At 57.8% G+C, this 18342-nt stretch carries 13 protein-coding genes and 1 pseudogene; 2 read left to right on the top strand and 12 right to left on the bottom strand.

The window, feature by feature from the left end:
- Positions 1–210: 210 nt before the first annotated feature.
- The 4 genes from AC1DMK_RS20560 to AC1DMK_RS20545 all read right to left on the bottom strand — a co-directional run bounded on the left by AC1DMK_RS20560 (position 211) and on the right by AC1DMK_RS20545 (position 5634).
- Complete coding sequence (locus tag AC1DMK_RS20560; protein ID WP_477861520.1) at positions 211–2367, bottom strand: O-antigen ligase family protein; 2157 nt, start codon at positions 2365–2367, stop codon at positions 211–213.
- Positions 2368–2687: 320 nt separating this feature from the next.
- Complete coding sequence (locus AC1DMK_RS20555; RefSeq protein ID WP_477861518.1) at positions 2688–3443, bottom strand: ABC transporter ATP-binding protein; 756 nt, start codon at positions 3441–3443, stop codon at positions 2688–2690.
- Positions 3437–4501 (bottom strand): FecCD family ABC transporter permease, encoded by a 1065-nt coding sequence (locus AC1DMK_RS20550; RefSeq protein WP_477861516.1) that lies wholly within the window; start codon positions 4499–4501, stop codon positions 3437–3439. The genes AC1DMK_RS20555 and AC1DMK_RS20550 overlap by 7 nt, the downstream gene beginning before the upstream one ends.
- A gap of 2 nt (positions 4502–4503) precedes the next feature.
- Positions 4504–5634, bottom strand: coding sequence for an ABC transporter substrate-binding protein (locus AC1DMK_RS20545; RefSeq protein WP_477861514.1), 1131 nt, complete (start codon positions 5632–5634; stop codon positions 4504–4506).
- A gap of 111 nt (positions 5635–5745) precedes the next feature.
- Between AC1DMK_RS20545 and AC1DMK_RS20540 the strand changes: the two genes are divergently transcribed.
- Positions 5746–6558 carry a class I SAM-dependent methyltransferase gene (locus AC1DMK_RS20540; protein WP_477861512.1) on the top strand — a complete coding sequence of 271 codons (813 nt, stop codon included), beginning with the start codon at positions 5746–5748 and terminating at the stop codon, positions 6556–6558.
- Between the two features lie 10 nt (positions 6559–6568).
- On the opposite strand, the gene AC1DMK_RS20535 is transcribed toward AC1DMK_RS20540, so the two are convergent.
- The 6 genes from AC1DMK_RS20535 to AC1DMK_RS20510 form a co-directional block, all read right to left on the bottom strand.
- Positions 6569–6919, bottom strand: a complete 351-nt coding sequence (locus AC1DMK_RS20535) for a hypothetical protein (protein WP_477861510.1) — start codon at positions 6917–6919, stop codon at positions 6569–6571.
- A gap of 197 nt (positions 6920–7116) precedes the next feature.
- Positions 7117–7305: a hypothetical protein gene (locus AC1DMK_RS20530; RefSeq protein ID WP_158447638.1), complete on the bottom strand. Its 189-nt coding sequence runs from the start codon at positions 7303–7305 to the stop codon at positions 7117–7119.
- A 297-nt stretch (positions 7306–7602) separates the two neighbouring features.
- The gene (locus tag AC1DMK_RS20525; RefSeq protein WP_477861508.1) at positions 7603–7773 is read right to left on the bottom strand and encodes a hypothetical protein; all 171 of its coding nucleotides are present in this window, start codon (positions 7771–7773) and stop codon (positions 7603–7605) included.
- Complete coding sequence (locus AC1DMK_RS20520) at positions 7774–8952, bottom strand: acyltransferase family protein (protein WP_477861506.1); 1179 nt, start codon at positions 8950–8952, stop codon at positions 7774–7776.
- Positions 8953–9847: 895 nt separating this feature from the next.
- Complete coding sequence (locus AC1DMK_RS20515; protein WP_477861504.1) at positions 9848–9991, bottom strand: hypothetical protein; 144 nt, start codon at positions 9989–9991, stop codon at positions 9848–9850.
- 2315 nt (positions 9992–12306) lie between these two features.
- Positions 12307–12495 carry a hypothetical protein gene (locus AC1DMK_RS20510; RefSeq protein WP_477861586.1) on the bottom strand — a complete coding sequence of 63 codons (189 nt, stop codon included), beginning with the start codon at positions 12493–12495 and terminating at the stop codon, positions 12307–12309.
- On the opposite strand from AC1DMK_RS20510, the pseudogene AC1DMK_RS20505 reads away from it, so the two are divergent.
- Positions 12487–12576 (top strand): annotated as a pseudogene (locus tag AC1DMK_RS20505) (3'-5' exonuclease); the annotation flags it as partial. The gene AC1DMK_RS20510 and the pseudogene AC1DMK_RS20505 sit on opposite strands and share 9 nt — an antisense overlap.
- A gap of 30 nt (positions 12577–12606) precedes the next feature.
- Here AC1DMK_RS20505 and AC1DMK_RS20500 read toward each other — a convergent pair.
- Both AC1DMK_RS20500 and AC1DMK_RS20495 read right to left on the bottom strand, forming a co-directional pair.
- Positions 12607–14592, bottom strand: a complete 1986-nt coding sequence (locus AC1DMK_RS20500; protein WP_477861502.1) for a CHASE2 domain-containing protein — start codon at positions 14590–14592, stop codon at positions 12607–12609.
- Entirely contained in the window at positions 14592–18293 is a 3702-nt protein-coding gene (locus AC1DMK_RS20495; RefSeq protein ID WP_477861500.1) for a FecR domain-containing protein, read from the bottom strand. Before AC1DMK_RS20495 ends, AC1DMK_RS20500 begins: the two co-directional genes overlap by 1 nt.
- Between the last annotated feature and the right edge of the window lie 49 nt (positions 18294–18342).

Genomic DNA, 18342 nt, shown 5'->3' with positions numbered 1-18342 from the left:
TGGCATACCGAATTTACTGGCGGCGACAAGCCAGCGTCACTGTGCTGCGCTCTTGTAAACGCTGGCAATGGGCTTCATTGGGTGTTTCAACAGTAAATGTCAATCTTTCAAGGACCCTTCGACAGTGACTTCCCCAGCGAATCTACGAAATGACGAACGCTTTTCATAGGGCGAAGTCGCTCTGGCGGTCGAGTTTATGCGACCGAGGCATCATGAAAATGAATACCTTGCTCGTCGGCCGAGTTCGGCGATGCGAAAAATGTGGGTGGGTATCTTCTTATAGCCTCTCACCTTGATCGACCGGTATCGCGCGCGATCAGCTATCTGGCTTTCGAGCGCCCTCACCGAAAGCTCCAAGAGATTGCGCCTCACCGTGAAGATCTGAATGCCGGTGTCCCAACCCCGCTCAAGACCTACATCGAAGGGGAACTTTATTTCTTCCATGGACCTKAGTAATTTTTCAGCACCGCGGCGGGTCACAAGATAACAGGCTGCAGAACCTTGCGGGCCAAAGGCACATTTGCCTATCACGTCACCCCGACGGGTGCGCGCGACCGGGCGATGCAGCACAGTGCGGTGGTTAAGTAGCTTTACGGCCTCAGCAAATGGAGCTGCCTCCAAAATCGCCTCCACACGCTCCAGCAGATCAGCCTGTAGCTCTACATCGTCTTCCATAATCACGGCGCATTTTGCGTTGCTCCTGAGGAAGGTTCGAAGAGCACTCAAATGGGCCAAGTAACAGCCATACTCCTGCGGAAGCATTGGTCGCCCATTTCCACGAACAAACTTCTCATGGTTGTGGTGCAAACCCTCTTCTACGGATATTTTGCTGCCATCGACGCCAGGCACGCGCTCTATATCTATGCCCAGCTCTTTCGCTTGATCGCTTACGTGCCGCCATCGATCAACAGATCTGTCCAAATTGATGACATAGGCGACCACTAGAGGGCGTTCAGTCGGTGTGACAGGGTCCTGTTCATCGTAGTGTCCGTGCTCACCGTCGGTGATTGACGGCTCTATCGCCTCGCTGGACGCAGAACCATTTGTGCCCGCTGCGTTTTTGCGCAAACGCAGGCTGCACCAGCAGGCAAAGGCGGAACTGATCAACGCCAGGCTCTCGCCGATAGCCAGCCTGTTGTTGGAATTGCTTAGAAGGGTTAGTGCAAAGAAAAAAAGGCATACCAAATATGTGTGCATCGCCGCAGGCGGAATAATGCCCACGCGCTTGGCTCGCCAGACCGACCTTGCTAGGCTGGCGAGAATAGCGGTCATGATCAATGCGCCGAAGAGGCCGAAGCGAACCAGGATTTCTAGGTAGCCATTGTGGAGCAGTGTATAGGAAACGCCCGTATAACGGGCCTGATGCCAGCGCTCCAGCCATTGGTTTCCCCAGCCGAAGACCGGCGCTTCCGAGAATACTTCCCAGGCGTTGGACCAGAGCTGCAGACGCTCATCCATCGAGGTGGGCGTGGCGGCGGATGCGATCGCTTGCGTCATCGTTTGTGAAATATCACCACTGCCGACGACGTTCCCTATCATCGAAAGTGCGGCGAGCGTTGTCGGTCCAGCTGTCTGGTCGATATTGTGCCGCACTGCATAGAGCCCGGCAATCAGCAGTGCTGCGGCGCCGCCGACGATGAGTACGGCCGCCCGCGCGTTGACGTACCTTAGTGCAGCGAAGGCGAGCAGGGGAAGGGTGATCCCCAACGCCAGCCAGACGCCCTTCGATTTTGCACCATAGATGGCGATAAGGCACAGCAACACTATGCAAGGGACGACGATGTAGGCGATCCTCGCGAAAACGGGGTTGCCCGACGGTGACGTCAGATAGTGAAGGAGCCAGAAGGTCGACGCCACGATGATGAGGCCACAGGCCACAGCACCGTGAATTTGGTTGTGCATGATTAATGGTCGGACGGCTTCACCGCTGACGATTTGCGGAGCATCGATCGAGACCGTCACGGCAAGCATCGCAAGTGAAATGAGGAAAAAGGATGCGATGATCTTTTCCATTTCGCTCTCGTAAAGCGCAAAGGCCACCCCGAGAATCGGAAAGAAAAACGGAAAGGCGTAGAGCCAGTCTGAGGCTCCAATATCGTGATGCGGCGTTACTAGATATATGAATGCGAAGCGCAGGATCACGTAAGCACCCCAGCCCATGCAGAGCCAGCCCAGCCAGTTGGTTCGCGGACGCAACGGCTCTTTCATGTAGTACACCAGCGCAATGCAGACGAGGATCAACGAGGCGTAGCGATATGCATCGCTCTCAACCAGCACGGGTGATATGCCGATCAGCCACAAAAGACAGCCAAAGATCGTGAGGGAAGGGCGCATCGCGCTGGCTGAAACGTTGAACCAGTTATTCAAGATTGGTCTTCCACGTGCGTGCTTCGTTTGATCCGGCTTAGACGGCACCTTGTCTTAGACGCGCCGCGCCAGCGTTGCTCAGACCATTTTGGTCGGATCACCAAACGCATATCTATGAAAACAATGTGGCCGACAAGCGTTTTCGCGTCTGTCGGCCGCCTCCGATCATCTCAAAACGCAATCCGGGGGCGACGACTGCCGCGGCCGACCTTCAAAGGCGGTGCCGGGCAGCGATCCCCAATGATTGGAGCCATTGCAGACTTGATCACACCTCATGTGCCATCCGCGGTGTTGTGATCTCCGACAATCGCCGTCACCCCCTAATGCAGCGCACCGTCGACTATGACCATTGCCTTGCCCTGTGAGCAGTGTTCGATGCGAGCATCGATCCTGTAGATGTCGCGCAGCATCTCTTTCGTCACCACTGAAGACGTGGTGCCGCTGGCTGCCATTTCGCCGTTGGCGATGACGATCGTGCTTTCGCAGTAGCGAAGCGCGTGATTGAGGTCGTGAAGCGCGATCAGGACGATCATACCATCGCGTTTTGCGACGTTCGTGATGAAACTCAGCACCTCGACCTGACGATGCAGATCAAGCGCCGATGTCGGCTCGTCCATCAAAAGCACTTCGGGCTTGCGGATAAGCGCTTGCGCAAGCGCAACCAGTTGCCGTTGACCGCCGGATAACTCTCCAAGCCCTCGAAATGCCAGGTCGTCGATGCGCAATGCCCTGAGGATCGTGTCGATCTCGATGAGCTCCTGGTCGGCAACCCGCCAGCCGCCGCCTTGCTTTGCGGAAAGGAGCACCGACTCGTAGACGGTAAGAACCGCGTTGGCACCGGTATCCTGCGGCATGTAGCAGATCGTGCGCGTGCCACCCGCGGTCGCCGAGAGCTGTACGAGGCCGGGCCCTTTCACGAGGGAAGCGATGCGCTTGAACAGCGTCGATTTTCCCGCAGCGTTGGGGCCGATGATCGCAGTCACGCTACCGCCCGTGAGGTTATCTATGCTCACGTCCGACAAAACCTTCTTGCGGCCATAGGTGGCGCCCAGATCTTTAAGCGTGAGCGCTACCATGCGCGCCTCCTGTTGCTGAAGATGAGTACGAAGAAGAACGGCACGCCCACCAACGCCGTGATGACACCGATGGGAAGGATTGCGCCTGGAATGAGCACCTTGCTGACGACAGATGTCACTGACAGCAGAAGCGCGCCCGAGATAACGGCGCCGGGAAGGAAGAACCGCTGGTCCTCGCCGACAACCATGCGTGCGATATGCGGGCCAACAAGGCCGACGAAGCCGATTGTCCCGACGAATGAGACCGGGATAGCGGCAAGTAGGCCGACGAGCATCATTGTCTGAAGCCGCAGTCGCCTGACGTTGACGCCCATGCTGGCAGCCTTGTCGTCCCCAAGGCGCAAAGCGGTTAGTGCCCAGGCATTTTTCATGAAGAGTGGGATGGTGACGACCAGCACGGCAGCCGTGAACCAGACCTTGGGCCAGGTTGCCTTGGTGAGGCTCCCCATGGTCCAAAAGACTACGGCTGCGAGCGCCTGTTCGGAGGCAAGATACTCCAGGAGGGATAGAGCCGCGTTGAACGTGAAGACCAGCGCGATGCCGAGCAACACGATTGTCTCGACGCTGACACCGCGCATGGTCGATGCGAAGTGAATGAACAAGGCTGCTGCCATCGCCATCAGGAAGGCATTCAAGGGTACCATGTATTGGACAGCACCCGGAAACAGAGCGACGCCGCCGACAAGGGCCAGCGCTGCTCCGAAACTCGCGGCAGCCGAGATGCCAAGCGTAAACGGGCTTGCGAGCGGGTTGGAGAGAATCGTCTGCATCTGTGCCCCGGCGACCGACAGCGAAGCGCCGACGGTCACCGCCATCAGGGCGATCGGCATGCGGATATCCCAGATGATCACACGCAGCTGGTTGGCTGCTGCTGCCGGGTCCAAAAGAGCCGAAACCACGTCCGAAAGCGAATAGTTCGCCGGCCCGAGCGCCATATCAAACGCAATGCTCAAGCAAAGCGACACGGTCAGAAGCACCAGGATCATGATCCGGCGAAACGCGAGGGCGCGATACTGCTCGCGCCCTGCCACACCTGCCTCGACAGGGCTTGCTGCCATTCTCATTCAGCCTTCAGCGAGACGAAGTAGCCCGGCTTGTAGTCCAATGGCAGGAAGCGGGCATGCAATTCCTTGAACGTCGCTTCCGGATCGAGGTCGGCGAACAGGTCCGGATGCAGCCACTTTGCCATCTCCTGGATGGCGACGAACTGGTAGGGATTGTTGTAGAACTGATGCCAGATTGCGTGGACGTTGCCATCAGAAACTGCCTTGACGCCCGTAAATGCGGGGCGCTTGGTCAGTGCTTCCAGTTTGCGATGCGCTTCCGTGAGATCGGCACCGTATCCAACACCCACCCAGGCACCACCCGGAACAAATTTGTCCCAGTTCCCGCCGGTGATGATGATCTGATCAGGATTTGAGGCGATCACCTGTTCCGGGTTCACCGTCCCGAAGGTTCCGGGGATGATACCCTTGGCCATGTTGATGCCGCCGGCGATCTCAACCATCTTGCCGAAGTTTTCGTTGCCGAACGACATGCAGCAATCGTCCGAATAGCCACCGGCGCGCTCGACAAAGACAACCGGCTTTGGCGGGTTGTTCTTTTCCAAGACGTCCGTCACGCGCTTGATGCTGTCGGCGCGGAACTTGATGAAGTCGTCGGCGACGGCTTCCTTACCCATGAGCTGGCCCATGATGCGCATGCTCGGCTCGGTATTTTCCATCGGCTTTTCGCGAAAATCGACGTAGACGAGCGGAATACCCACCTTGGCGAGCTTTTCGATGTAGCCTGCTTCCTCGGTGGCTGTCTTTGCATCGACGTTCATGAGGATGACGTCCGGTTTCAGCACAACAGCCTGCTCGATATCGAAGGTACCATCCTTCATGCCGCCGAACGTCGGCAACCTGGAGATTTCGGGGTACTTCTTGAGATAGGCGTCGTAGGTTTCGGGGTCTGCCTTCGGCAGATCGTCGCGCCAGCCGACGACATGCTCGAATGGAGCATCCTTGTCCAGGGCGGCGAGGAAGTAGATCTGCCTGCCTTCGCCAAGGATCATGTGCTTGACCGGCGCATTCACGTCAACGCTGCGTCCTGTGACATCAGTGATGGTAACCTTGTCGGCCAGTGCCGGCCAGGCCACGGAAACAAAAAGGGCGGCCGCTAGGGTGCAGACTTTGGCTGTGAGGCTCATTGATATATCGCTCCGGTGGAAAACTTGCTCCGTCTAAGATTTTATGACTTAAATCGTCAAGTTATATCTATTAGAACGATTCCAACGAAACAGCACATTGGAGTGGCATTGATGAAGCGGGACGCCGAGAGCCGAATCAACTTCGGTCTTCGGGAGGAGATCAAGGCCTATTGGTCGGCGCGGGCGGCAACGTTCGATCTGTCGGCAGGCCATGAGATATTTTCCGACGAGGAACGGGATGCGTGGCATCGTCTTGTCCTGAAGCATCTGGGACAGGGAGAGGGAAGGCGGGCACTTGACCTTGCGAGTGGAACCGGCGTGGTATCTCATCTGATGGATGATTTGGGCTTTCAGGTCACCGGATTGGACTGGGCCGAACCAATGTTGGAACGCGCGCGTTCCAAGGCGAATTCCAGGCGTCGCTCGATCCGCTTCCGAATGGCCGACGTCGAAAACACCATGGAGCCTGACGGCGCTTATGACGTTATCATAACGCGCCACCTTGTCTGGACCCTTGTCGATCCCGCGGCTGCCTTTGCCGAGTGGCTGCGTGTGCTGAAGCCCGGAGGCAGGATCCTGATCATCGATGGGGATTTCGTGAGTGTGAGCAGAACGGAGCGTGTCTTGAAGGCACTGGCTCGGGCCATGGAGAGGCTCGGCCTCGTCAAGCCTGATGCCCCTCATGCGCCAACCGGCATGGCGCAGACCCACAACACCATCTTGTCACGCGTTTATTTCTCGGGTGGCGCCCGCGCAGACCTCRTGGCGGATTTGCTCGAAAAGGCAGGCTTCGAGAGTATTTCGGTCGACACGAACCTGCGGGAAATCCACAGGGCACAGGCAAGGCACTGGAGCTATCTAAAGGCGCTTTCGCGGGGAATTCAGCACCGTTTTGCACTCAGTGCGAGGAAGCCGATCGGCTAGCCACTGCCTACTATGCGCTCCTAGCACTTCCAGCTGTCTTGCCGGTCTCCATGGGGGTAATGCGCTGCCAGCCTTGATCCAAGGTATTGTAGGCGGCTTGGATCATGTCAATGTCATGAGAATATCCGATGCCAGCGAGTTCGCCCATGAGGTCCCCGAGCTTGGTAGAGACAGCGGATGCCGGCTTCGATATGGCGGCTGAGACAACGGCGCTGGCCTCTTCGGCGGAACCACCCATTGCGTGAAACAGTTCGATCGCTTGCCGCAGAAACCGGATCCTCCGATCCACATGATCCAAGACTGTCGCTTCTCCAATGGTCGCGATCAACAGCTCTACGGCCCTATTTTGATATTCGCTCATGCACTGTGTCCCGCATAAATCCGAGTCGCCCTTGGTTAGGCACGGTGCAACGATAAGGTGAACGAAGTTTGAAGATTCGAGTTCAGGTGTCCGCAAAAACGCAGTCGTGTGCCGTTCGTCCCGCCGCCACGATATCCGTGTGTTGGGAGGGTACTCCTCCTCCAACGCGGTGAGTAGCGCCACGCAACAGGGGCACCTTAGTTTGGATCGATATTCACTTCATCGGTGATCCGGGTCCGACGCTCCGCCTCGACTGCTTGGCGCAGCAACGCGAATCGAAGTTCCAGGGCCGTGGTCTCGACCGACGAGGGAAGTTTGCTCAGCTCATCAGCGAAAAGGTCAAATTCCTTAACGAGCAACGGGATGCTAAAAAGATCATCTTTCATTCTGGCCGCCTTGCGATTCATGCAAGCGATTCTTGCGCTTATCCGTTTACACTCTGTCCCACGTCACGCGTCGCACGGCCTGATGTGTCGTTAATATCCAATGTCTGAAACCTGGACCTATGTCTCGCTGTGAGACAAGCGATGTGAAAAATGGTACAGAAGGGTTCGCGCAGGCCAGCGAAATCGATTTCACCACGAGATCACCAGGGCGTTGCCGGCAAGACCGTCGAGCACATGCGGATCGGCTTGTCTATCCGGCGGCGACAGGCGTGCAGCCGGCGTTCCTCGCAAAGATCGCTATCCGGATGTGGGCATCCATTTCCCCGGCGGCAACATCAGCGATATCTCCGCAGCCTGGAAGGTGGTCAGATTAATCTCGCCTTCATCGGCTTTGCTGGCGGCCTCAAAGGCGAGCCGGTTGGCAGCAAGGGAAGAGATCGGCATCGAGGGATACACCCCAAGGTCCATCTATTGCGCTTTTCCCACTTGAAGTCCGGCGCTGGCCGATCGCTGGTCTCCATATCGGAATCTCGTCCTACCGACATCGCGTAGTGGTTTCTCTATCACCCAGTACGATAACCAACTGGCGGCAACTGCAATCACCAATGCGGATGCTGCTAGAGCAGCGTCGGCCACAGAGGCTACCATCTCTCTTCTGCCTGCGACGACAAAGAGAAGGCTCAGAAACAATGGGTGCAGCAGGTACAGGGTGTAGGATATCTTCCCAGCGCTGCGCAGGATTGGGGTTCTCAACAGGCGCACGCGATCCGTGCCTTCAAAAAGCAGCACGGATGCGATCATAAGGCAGCCCGTCGCCGCCAGAAAAGCATGACCCCAAGTGTACATATGAAAAGGCAGTTTATTGCGCAGCACACCGATAAGAACAGGGACAAGTGCCGCCATAATGACGGTGGCTTTCCATATAGCGGCGCGGTTGACCGCGATACGGTCCCAAAGCCTACGGTCTCTGTAGGCCAACGCGAGCAGCCCGCCAATGGCTAGGCCGTCAAGACGGAACGGCATGAGAACGTACGGCGCCATGTAAAGGTCTGGTCTCATCGTATAGAAGGTCGCTCGACCGATCGCGGAGGCTGATGCAATGCAAAGCAGAAGAGACGGAAGTGCCTTACGCGGAGTGGCGACAATTATGGCCGGAAAAATCAGATAGAACCATTCCTCAATGGCCACCGACCACGTGACCGAGAAACCGCTTGCAATCCCATCGTTATACCGCGCCATCAGCCAGTTCCACGTAAAGGTTAGCTGGGCGAGAAGCTGCACAAGGAAAGTCGGGGCAGCGTTGAAAGCGGCGTTCGGGCCGGTCGCCGCGTAACAGGCCCAATATAGGATAATGAGAACGATGTAGGGCGGGTGGATCCGCACAAGTCTTCTGGCGTAGAATGTCCGAAACAATCCCGGTTTGCCTCTCTCGTCGGCGAGAATGCCAATGATCAAGAAGCCGGATAGAACGAAAAATAGATCGACTCCGGTCCTTCCGAAAATCGTAGCGGCGTAGATAAATTCAGGAACCGCGCCCGCAGATCTGTCCATCATGGAGCCGATAAAGTGCCAGGCTAAGACCATAACGACCGCTAGGCCTCGCAAGCCATCAAGCTCTCCTATGTGCCGTTTGCTGAATGGTTGCATGGTTTCCTCTTATGGCGGTCTCGGCCCTCGATACACCACAACTCGAAATCCCACAATCTGGAGCCCCTCGTGCTCGTGGACAACCGGCGCCTGGCGTGCTTGATCGGTGCGTCTTGTGACGTCCGCCTTCGTCGTAATAGCGTTGCCGTTGATCTGCGCCTCGACCACGCTACCAAGGCGCCTCGCCAAACTCGCTCTTCTGATCCCGGCGGTGTCAGCACCCTGTATTTGCCCGGGTCGATCGCAACTCGAGTCCAGCATATCGGTACAGATGAGGGATGGACCTGCATGGCATCGTCCCACTCAGCAGACGCGACTGAACTTGGCGCTTGGTGATTCGTTCGCAGGCAAATGAAGTATTCAACGGAGCCGTTATTCCATGCGCCGATCCTATAGCAGCCCTCAGCTATGCGTGAGGCATCGCGAGCCTGGCGACAGAACCTTGTGAGATAGGCCAGCCCGCATCGAGAGACCGTAGCGGTCCTCCCGGCTAGTAGTAGATCGCAAACACGCTGGCTATTGCGACTATCGCAACAGAAAGACCAATCGACAGAGCGACCATCGTTTTCTCCTCGCGTGCTCGTCTATGCGTTGTTTTTACGACGATGAATACCAGCTAGGCTAGTGCAAACGCGCAACAACGGGAGAGTTTGACCACCCCACAACGAAAAAGGCCCCGCGGGGCCAGTTTAGAGTCTCGACCTTTTGGATTGCGCCCGAGGGAGAAATGGGAAGTCCATGAAATCCCGAGTCATTTCTCCTCAACCTCCTCTAGCAATGTGTGGGACGTCATCTACTTTGGTATTTGCAGACGTACCTTCAAAAGGAAGATCTGTCGTGATTTCCTGCTGGATTTGAGAGCAGCGCATGGAACGCATCGAGCGCCAGCGGCTTTCTACGGTGCAGGGTGGGTAGCCCGGCCGTAACTCCCTGCAGCTCGCTCGATGACCTCCATCGAATTCAGGAGGTCGACGAACTCGCATGCCTCCCGCCAGCAAAGCCCGGCAACCGGAACATCGTCGAGCTTGGCGGGCTCCATGGTTAGCCCATCCACGACCAACCACTGGTCATCTGAATCTCGCCTAAGATTGAATCGCCGCACAGCACGCCTCCAAAAGCAATAATACATTAGAGATAGTTAAAATGCATATGAACTCGCAAATCAAGGAGGGAGAGGGAATTGGGTCGCCTCGGTACGGTCGACATAACCGCCTCTGTAGCGCAGCACAATGGAAGTGGCTTCGTCTGCACTCGGTGCGGCAAACCCACCTGCGACACCTCAGGCGGAGTAAGACCTCAGAGCAACATGTTTAGAAAATGGGCTGAGAGTGCCTGCAACCCGCCGAAAGTGGCGGTGCCTTCGTGAGTGCTGAACATCGCGCAACAGTGCTACGATTGCAAGGCGCGCACCTGCCGTCACGTCGACGGCACGGCGTCTCTTGCGGATAGTGCCGGCGTGCCCACCGGGTGGGGCCGATGACGTGCCAAGATTTGGCGACTGGTCATTGGGTTTTTACGCTGAACCATACCCACCACTGAAATCATTCGGGGTTGGGCCGTGGTCGCGCCAGCATATCCCCGCCCGCGGCTTGCATGCGACCTTTGAGGGTCGAAGATGTAAACCATCTGGCCAGAACGCATCCAGTCGGTTGTACCGGCATCGGCATGGGACGAAATGAATTGATGAATGAAAAACGTGGCTTTCAACATCGCGTGGCGTCCTCCGGATCCCCGTTGAATTTGAGCATCACGAGGAGTGTCGCATTCATCGGCGCGGAAAGCTAACGCTCCGCACCCGCTGTAAGGGATGGACTTGGGGCGAGATCGAAGCGCCGCAAAGTTGCAGAAACTCCGAGCCATCGAGATAAATGGGGGCCACCGTCGTATATCTTGGGGAGGGAGGAGAAGGTCGTCCGGCGGCCCGAAGCCCATTTTGCATGCTCGCCATCGCGCTATCCGATTTCGGGGCAGCCTCGGGTGTTTGCGAAGATCATTCTATCACGACCGCGGTCAGTAACACCTTGAACCGTAATGCTACGGGCGTTTTGGCTGGCGATGGATACGCGAGTCAACCCAGCGTCGCGTGCTCGATCCAGCGCTAAGCCGGGATTGCAACCGCCTCGACCGCGATCACGGCGATCGTAATCGTACCGGTCGCGTTCTCGCTCGCGGTCCCTGTCATAGACGCGAACACCGTCAGGACCAATTCGAAATTCGACGTCTTGGGCGGTCGCGAACGAGCAACCGAAGGTCAGGCTGCCAAAAGCGATCGCTCCAATCGCAAAAGACTGAAGAATACAGCGCATTGGTGCCTCCATTTCTGTTTTCACTCGGAAAACGGTCCAAGGGCAATTTAGTTCCGGGGAGCGCCTAACGCCTGAGGAGGCGCAACGGTCACCAGGAGATGACCAACGTTCCCGTCGGCACCCTAGAGGATCGCAGCAGTGCAATTAAGGCCGACGAGCAATCGTGCGCTGAATACGCTGCTTCCTCGCGTGTCCGACCAGTTCATTCGCTATGAGGCCATAGACACGAATTCTATCTCGGGTGAAATCATTTTCCTCGAGCGTCTCTTTCAGCTTGGCCGCCAACGCCGCCAACCGGCACGATACGATCCGTGAAAATCCCCTCTGGCAAGAATTATGCGGATCGAATGCCTCATAGTAGGAGACTGTCGGATAGCTTCGAACTAGACCGAAGGACTGGATCATCGCGTTCCCAGAAATCGTCGCGACGGCATTGCCGGCAGAAGTCAGCAGCAATCGCTCCAAATCCGTCTTCGCAACGCGGGATGTTTTGCCGAAGACGCTGTCGGCGGCGAGACCGATCGAACTGTTGCCTGGATGGGCTCCGGCGGCACTCATTTGCGGCGGTGGCGTCGCGCGCACCGATTGGTCATACCGTCAATGCTTCGGGGTCAACTCCAACGAAAAAGCACAAGGCTCAAGATCTTCCTTAGATTCGGTTGTGTTTTGACCGGCATGGGCGCCCGGAGGTCCACAATCTCTCACAAAAAACCCGCCGACGCGGGGCTGATCTTTGCTTGGGAGGCACTAGAACTTCACGCCTAGACCAAAGCTTTACGACGTTTTGGTCAAGGTCAACATCAACGCCCAGGATGTCCTTGCTACCGTAGCCATCGTAGCGATATTCGCCACGAACGAAGACGTTATTCGCAAAAGTGTAATCGATACCAGCACTGTCGTGTAGACACTGAAGGTCTTTGTCTCATCGTCAAAGCCTGCTTCTTCCACGAAAGCGCGGCTGGCCATCCAGCCGGCAGCGCCGTAAGGGCATTGTCCAGTGCGTGGCCGACGCGGGCGCGAACTTTGTTGGACCAGTCCGTTCCGACGTTCACGCACCGAAATCCTTGTCGTTCCAACGGTATTCGAGGCTTCCTTCGACTCCAAGCACAATGCTATCGAATTGCCAGTTGTAGCCAACAAACGCGCCAAACAGACCACCGTTGAAGTCTTCAGTCGCTGTGGCGCCACCACCGGAAAAATCGCCGTTCAGCCAACCTACGCCGCCGTMATTGCCCATAACGCGGGATTCGACCGGCCATTCTGCGACCGTTTCTCAAACGCATTTGCCAACAAAGCCTGGGCGTGCTCGGTCCGCGAGGGATTGTCCCTGAGCGCTATGTGGATACACTCAGTCATCCTGTGAGCTCGAGAGCTCGTTGCGAACAATCTCGTAGTAGGGGCCTAGCGACGGGATCATCGCCGGCAAGGTTTCGAACAGCACGTCGAGCGGTGTCAGCGTCCTGTCGTATTTCGCATCGAGAAAGGACTTGTGGGCGGCCAGGCCTAGACCGTCGGCATCGTCAGCGACTGTGAAGATGGGCGAGGGCACGGTGCGCCCCTTGACGATGATACGATCGAGTTCGACGACCGTGTATGCGGCAGCAACCCGCTTTGCGGTCTCCTCGCCGAGCAACAGCGCGACGGCGTAGTTCTTCGAAGCGCTCTCGAGGCGGGAGGCGAGGTTCACTGCGTCTCCAAGACAGGAATAGTCGAAGCGCCGGGTCGAACCCATGTTGCCGACCACACACTCGCCGGTGTTGATACCGACGCCCATACGCAGCATATGAAATGGCGCGCCGGTTGCCTTTGCTTCCCGCTCGAGCTGAATGTTCAACCGGGCGATTGCTGCCTGCATCGCGAGCGATGCCTTGACCGCATGACGTGCATGTTCAGGGTCGTCGAGCGGCGCATTCCAGAAGGCCATAATGCAGTCGCCCATATATTTATCGATTGTCCCGCCTTGATCCATGACAATATCAGACAGAGGCGTCAGCAAGCGATTGATCAGGCCAGTCAGCCTTTCTGGGTCGTCTTTCATTGTTTCAGCGATCGTCGTGAAACCGCGGACGTCGGAGAAGAGTATGGAAAGTGTGCGTCGCTCACCCCCAAGCTTCAGTTGCGATGGATCGTCGGACAGCCGTTTGACGAGATCGGGCGATAAATACTGCGAAAAGGCGCGTGTGATACGCTGCTTGTTCCTGCGCTCTTCCGCGTAGTCGAGTGCAGCCTGTCCAAAGGTCACCGAAACGTATGCCACGGTTGGTCCGAGCGGTGATACGAACAGCTGGCCGAAGCGAATGCCGATGTAGCTCAGAGCGCCAAAAGCGCAAATGGCGACGAGAGCCGAGACCAGTGTTCGCCAGCCCGTCGCTCGCCAAACGGTTGCTGCGGCGAGTAGCGCGGCGGCCAATATGGAAGCGGCGAGGGTGAGGGGGCTCGATTGCGTGATCGCCATTTCACGACGGAGGTTGTCGTAGATGGTGGCCTGTATTTCTACGCCGGCAGTGAGCTTGCCCGTGTTCATCGTATAGGGCGTGGAAAAGGCGTCCGCTCCACCTTTGTCGATCTCCGGCGCGTTTTGGAGGCTGAGGCCAACCAGCACGACACGATCCCTGAAGATCCCCTCCGGCAAGAAATTATGCGGATCGAGCGCCTGATAGTAGGAGACCGTCGGATAGCTGCGGGCCGGACCGAACGACTGGACCATCGCGTTTTCAGGAATGGTCGCCGCCGTATTGCCGGCAGCGGACAACAGCATCGCTGCAAATCCGTCTTCGTAATGCGGGATGTTGCGGAAGACGCCGTCACCGCCGAGATCGATCGAAGCGATGCCTGTGCGGGCTCCGGCAGCGCTCAGCTGCGGCAGTGGCGTCGCACGCACCAGTTGGTCAGCCTGGGGCGTCGTGATCAGGGTTTCGTCGCCGGCAAGCACGACGTCCGGTCCGACCACTGCTGTTATCGCTGCATCATTTTCCGGTGTGGACGGCTCGGCCATGATGATGTCGAGGCCGATGGCCTTGGCGCCTGCCGCCCGCAACTGACGAACCAACTCGGCGTGCAGGCTCCGCGGCCAGGGCCACTGCGCGTTGATGGCGGCGAGCGACGGCTCATCGATCGCAACGATGACGGGGCCGTCTGCCGGCGGCGGAAGCTTGTCGATGGTCGATAGATAATCGAAGGAGCGAAGCTCGAGCAACGGCCATGCCGGCAATCGAGACAGTAGCGATATCGCGACCAACGCAACGACCACCAATACCAGCAAGTGCAGGCTGCGGCCGCTGAGTGGCCAGCCAGAGGAACGAGATGATTGGCCGAGGGGTGCGTCAGCGTTCATCAGAACCGAACTTTGAGTGTGCCCTTGAAGGCGCGGCCCCAGCCAGGGACCGCCGGCGCCACCTCGAAATCGTCATCAAGAAGATTGTAGGCCGCCGCCTCGAGGGCAATGCGCTTGTCGAACGGCTCCCAGATGAGGCTTGCATCGAGCGTCCAGTAAGCATCGAGCTTGGTGCCGATATCGTCTCCGTTGCGTTCGCCGACATAGTTGGCCGCAAGGATGGTCTTCACCTTTGCTTCATTGACCCACGTCAGCGCGATCTGGCCCGAATTCCGTGGAATGAATGGCAGTGCACCGCCGAAACCGATGCTTGCATCATCCTTGTTTTCCGAATTCATATAGGCATAGGTCGCCGAAAGACCGAAACCATAGCCGATAGCAACATTGGCCGTGATGCTTGCTCGGTCCAGGCGCCCTCTGGAAAGTGGCAAGCTGTCAATCGAGGCGAGTTGCGTCAAGGGAAGCCCAATCGAGAAATCGTGCAATTCCTGATGCTGGTACTCAACGGCGGTGAAGAACTGGTCGCTCCACTGCCCATCCCACTGGAGCGCGATTGTGTCGGTGTATCCTTCTGTTCCCACGGTAAACTGGTTGGGCTGCAAACCAAGGATACCGATTGGCGCGAGGGTTGGAGACCCGGTCTCGGTGCCCTGCCGAATGAACGCTGCGCGCAGCCACTGATTTTCGACAGGGGCCCACGCCACGCCGAAGCGAGGCTCCAGCCGGCTGACGTCAACGCCGTCGCCGTTCATGTAGGTACCGAAGAGCGCATACTCCGCCTTGATGTTCGGCTCTAGGTCATGTAGCGCGTCGACATAAATACGGCCGACACCAAGATGCTGGTCGGCTGCGACGAATGTTGCGTCGGGTGGAAAAAACGTCTCGGCATAGATGCTCGCCGTTGAATCGGTCCAGCCCCCTTCGATACCGTACCGCCATGTCAGGTCACCTGCGCCATAGGTATGGTTGAGAGCGGCGATATAGTTCTCCAGCCGGGTATTTTGAAACCCCTGTCCGTAGGGAACGAGAAGTGGATCCGGCAGCGCGAAGATTGGTGCCAGATCGAACTCAAAATTGCGGTCGCTGTCTGCCTTGGTGCCAGTGTATAGGAGGGCGGCATTTACGATGTTTTCGAAGCCGAACGTATGGCTCCAGCCGATACCGGCGTTGGTGAACCTGCTTGCATCGGTTCGGTTGCTGTAGAACGGTAACGGGAAACCTATCGCCAGAGGGTCTCCCTCGGTGAGTGCATTAAGGTCGAAGTTGGCGTTGGAATGATTGACGAATGCAACCGCACGATCGTCGGGGGTGATCGTCGCTGTCAGATACCCGTTACCGCTGAGAATTTTGTTTTCCGTCGAGAACCCGCCGAATACTCCATTGTAGTTCCCATCGCCAGGAATTTCCTCCCAGCGCAGGTTGCCGTAAAAACTCATCGGAATGGTCTTGTTGGTGAAACCCTGTATCTCGGCCTCCCCGATGCGCCCGGTATGGCCGCCCACGCTGTTTATGCCGCCGCCGATAGATCCTTCAATAAAAGGGGTGCGCAGAAGCGTCGCCGAGCGTGATCGCCCCGACAGCATATGAGGATCGAGAAGCAGGCCCTGGAACAGAGAGGAAAAGCTGGAGGTGTTTGGCAGGTATTCGACGATACTCGAGCCGAATACGGTAGCGTTTTGGAATGGATTGATACTGCCCTTGATCGACTGGTCCGCATAGCCGCTGCCCTGGAATGGATCGAAAACCACGTCTCCATAATAGCGTCCCCAGGCGTCCAGCCCTTGCAAGCGGAAGGCGTTGTTCAACGTCGAGCCTGCATCCTGGTTGGCGCCGAGTGCGCTATAGTCTCCTCCACGTGCCCGCGCCCGTCTCAGAAACTCCTGCGCGTTCCTGATCGCCCCATCCGCATCGTAATCGTCGATGGCGACCGCGGTGCGGAAGGCCGAAATCACAGGATCGTTCTTGTCGAGGCGGTCGGCGTTGTCGAGCGCCTGGTTCGACGGGTCGCGGTCACCCTGTTCGTAGTGGCCTGCCGCCAGCATCAGCTGCGCCTGCGAATAGCAGGGATTGGCTGTCGAGGCAGCGAGCAGGTCGTCGATCGCCTTGTCCCTTTCGCCCGTCTGTAGATAGTAGCGACCGCGGGCCAGGAGGGCGACGTCGAATGCCGGATCGGCGGCAAGCGCCAGATCAATCTCGCGCTTTGCTTCCTTCATGCGCGACTGGTCGAGATAGAGCACTGCGAGATTGGAGTGGCTGATCGGGTCGTCGGGATCCAATTCTATGGATTTCTTGAAGGCAGCCTCCGCCTCGCGCCTCGCACCCCGGGCATCTTGAAGCAGGCCGAGATCGTTCCATGCCATGGAAGAGCCGGGCGCGATCTTGATCGCATTGTTGAGGTCTTCAAGCGCAGCGTCGAGATCGCCCTCGAAGTCTGCACGCATGCGAGCGCGTGCCTGAAGACCGTCAGGATCCGTCGGATCTATCGATAAAGAACGGTCTATCGCATCCTTCATCTGAACGCGGTCGTTGATCAGAAGCGCAAGCTGGGCGCGCAGTGCCGGTAAGCGGGAATCGGAGGGGTACTGGGCTTCCGCCTGTTTCATCGTCTCGATCGCGGCTGGAATGTCTTCCAGGAACCCGGCCGTATAGGCTTTCATCACGGCGGCGTAGGGGCCGGTGATGTTGGCGGGTGGCTTCTCCACGTGATTGGGGTCGCGCAGCGACCTCGAATAATAGCCGCCGTATGCCGCAATGCTGCGACGTTGCGGATCGAGCGCCGGTTCCGCTCTGGAAAACAGCTTTGCAGCATCGTCATAGCGTTTCTCCGCGCCGGCAATCAGGGCTTCGATCAGGTCGACGCGGGCTCGCTGGCGGGCTGATAGTTGAAACGCTCGAGCTCTTGCCAAAGATTGGAGTGCCTTCTGGCGGCCATCCATGGATAGCTCTATCTCTGCCAGCGACAGCCAATCCTCCGCACCTCGGGTCTGCGGCGATTTGGCCTCGATGCGGCCTCGCTCGGTGCGCATCTTTTGGAGCGGTAGTGGCGAGGCCGGCATGAATGTGAAGCCGCTACGCAGAGTGAGGTAAAACAGCATCTGCTCGCGGTCGTCGGGGGTGACGATCACAAGCTTGCGCGGCGCCTGACCAATGGTGGCGACCGCCGCTTCGCCTTGCGCCACCTCAACGCTGCCAAGCTCGTTTTTCAGCTGTACGTGGCCCTCCAGCACGATCAATGAAGTCTGGTTGCCCTTGACCGTCAGGGTCCAGTCGGTGCCCCGGATTGCTGCAGCTGCTGCTGGCGTTTCGACGGTCAAGCCCTGTCCACCGCGCTGCGCGCGGCCCCACATCGTGCCGGACTGCAGGTTCAGGATCGTGTCGCGCGTCGTACCCATCTGTTTAACCTGAAGTGCCGAATTCCGTCCGAGACGGACCTGGGTGTGATCGGCAAAGAGGATCGCGAGTTGGCCGTTGGCATTGGTGCGAAGCACATCGCCCCCGAGGAGATCCTGGTGGAGGTCGACGCTTTGCCAGTTGGATAGGTCAACGAAGCGGACTTCCTCGCCGATCTTTCGATCGACGACGGAACCGGCGGCGCGGGCCGTGCGGCCAAGAGGCTCCGCGGCTGCCGGCTGCGTCGAACACAACATCGCCAGCGCGATCGCCGTGCCCCCGCACGCGTATCTCGTCAATTTACCCCTCATACTGGAAGGAATTGTCCGTCTGCGGTGGAAAAGTCAATCGGTCGCTTCG

It is taken from the genome of Rhizobium sp. 05L419 (assembly GCF_056397845.1).
The sequence above is the reverse complement of the archived record's forward strand: the minus strand, read 5'-3'. Positions and strand labels throughout refer to the sequence as shown.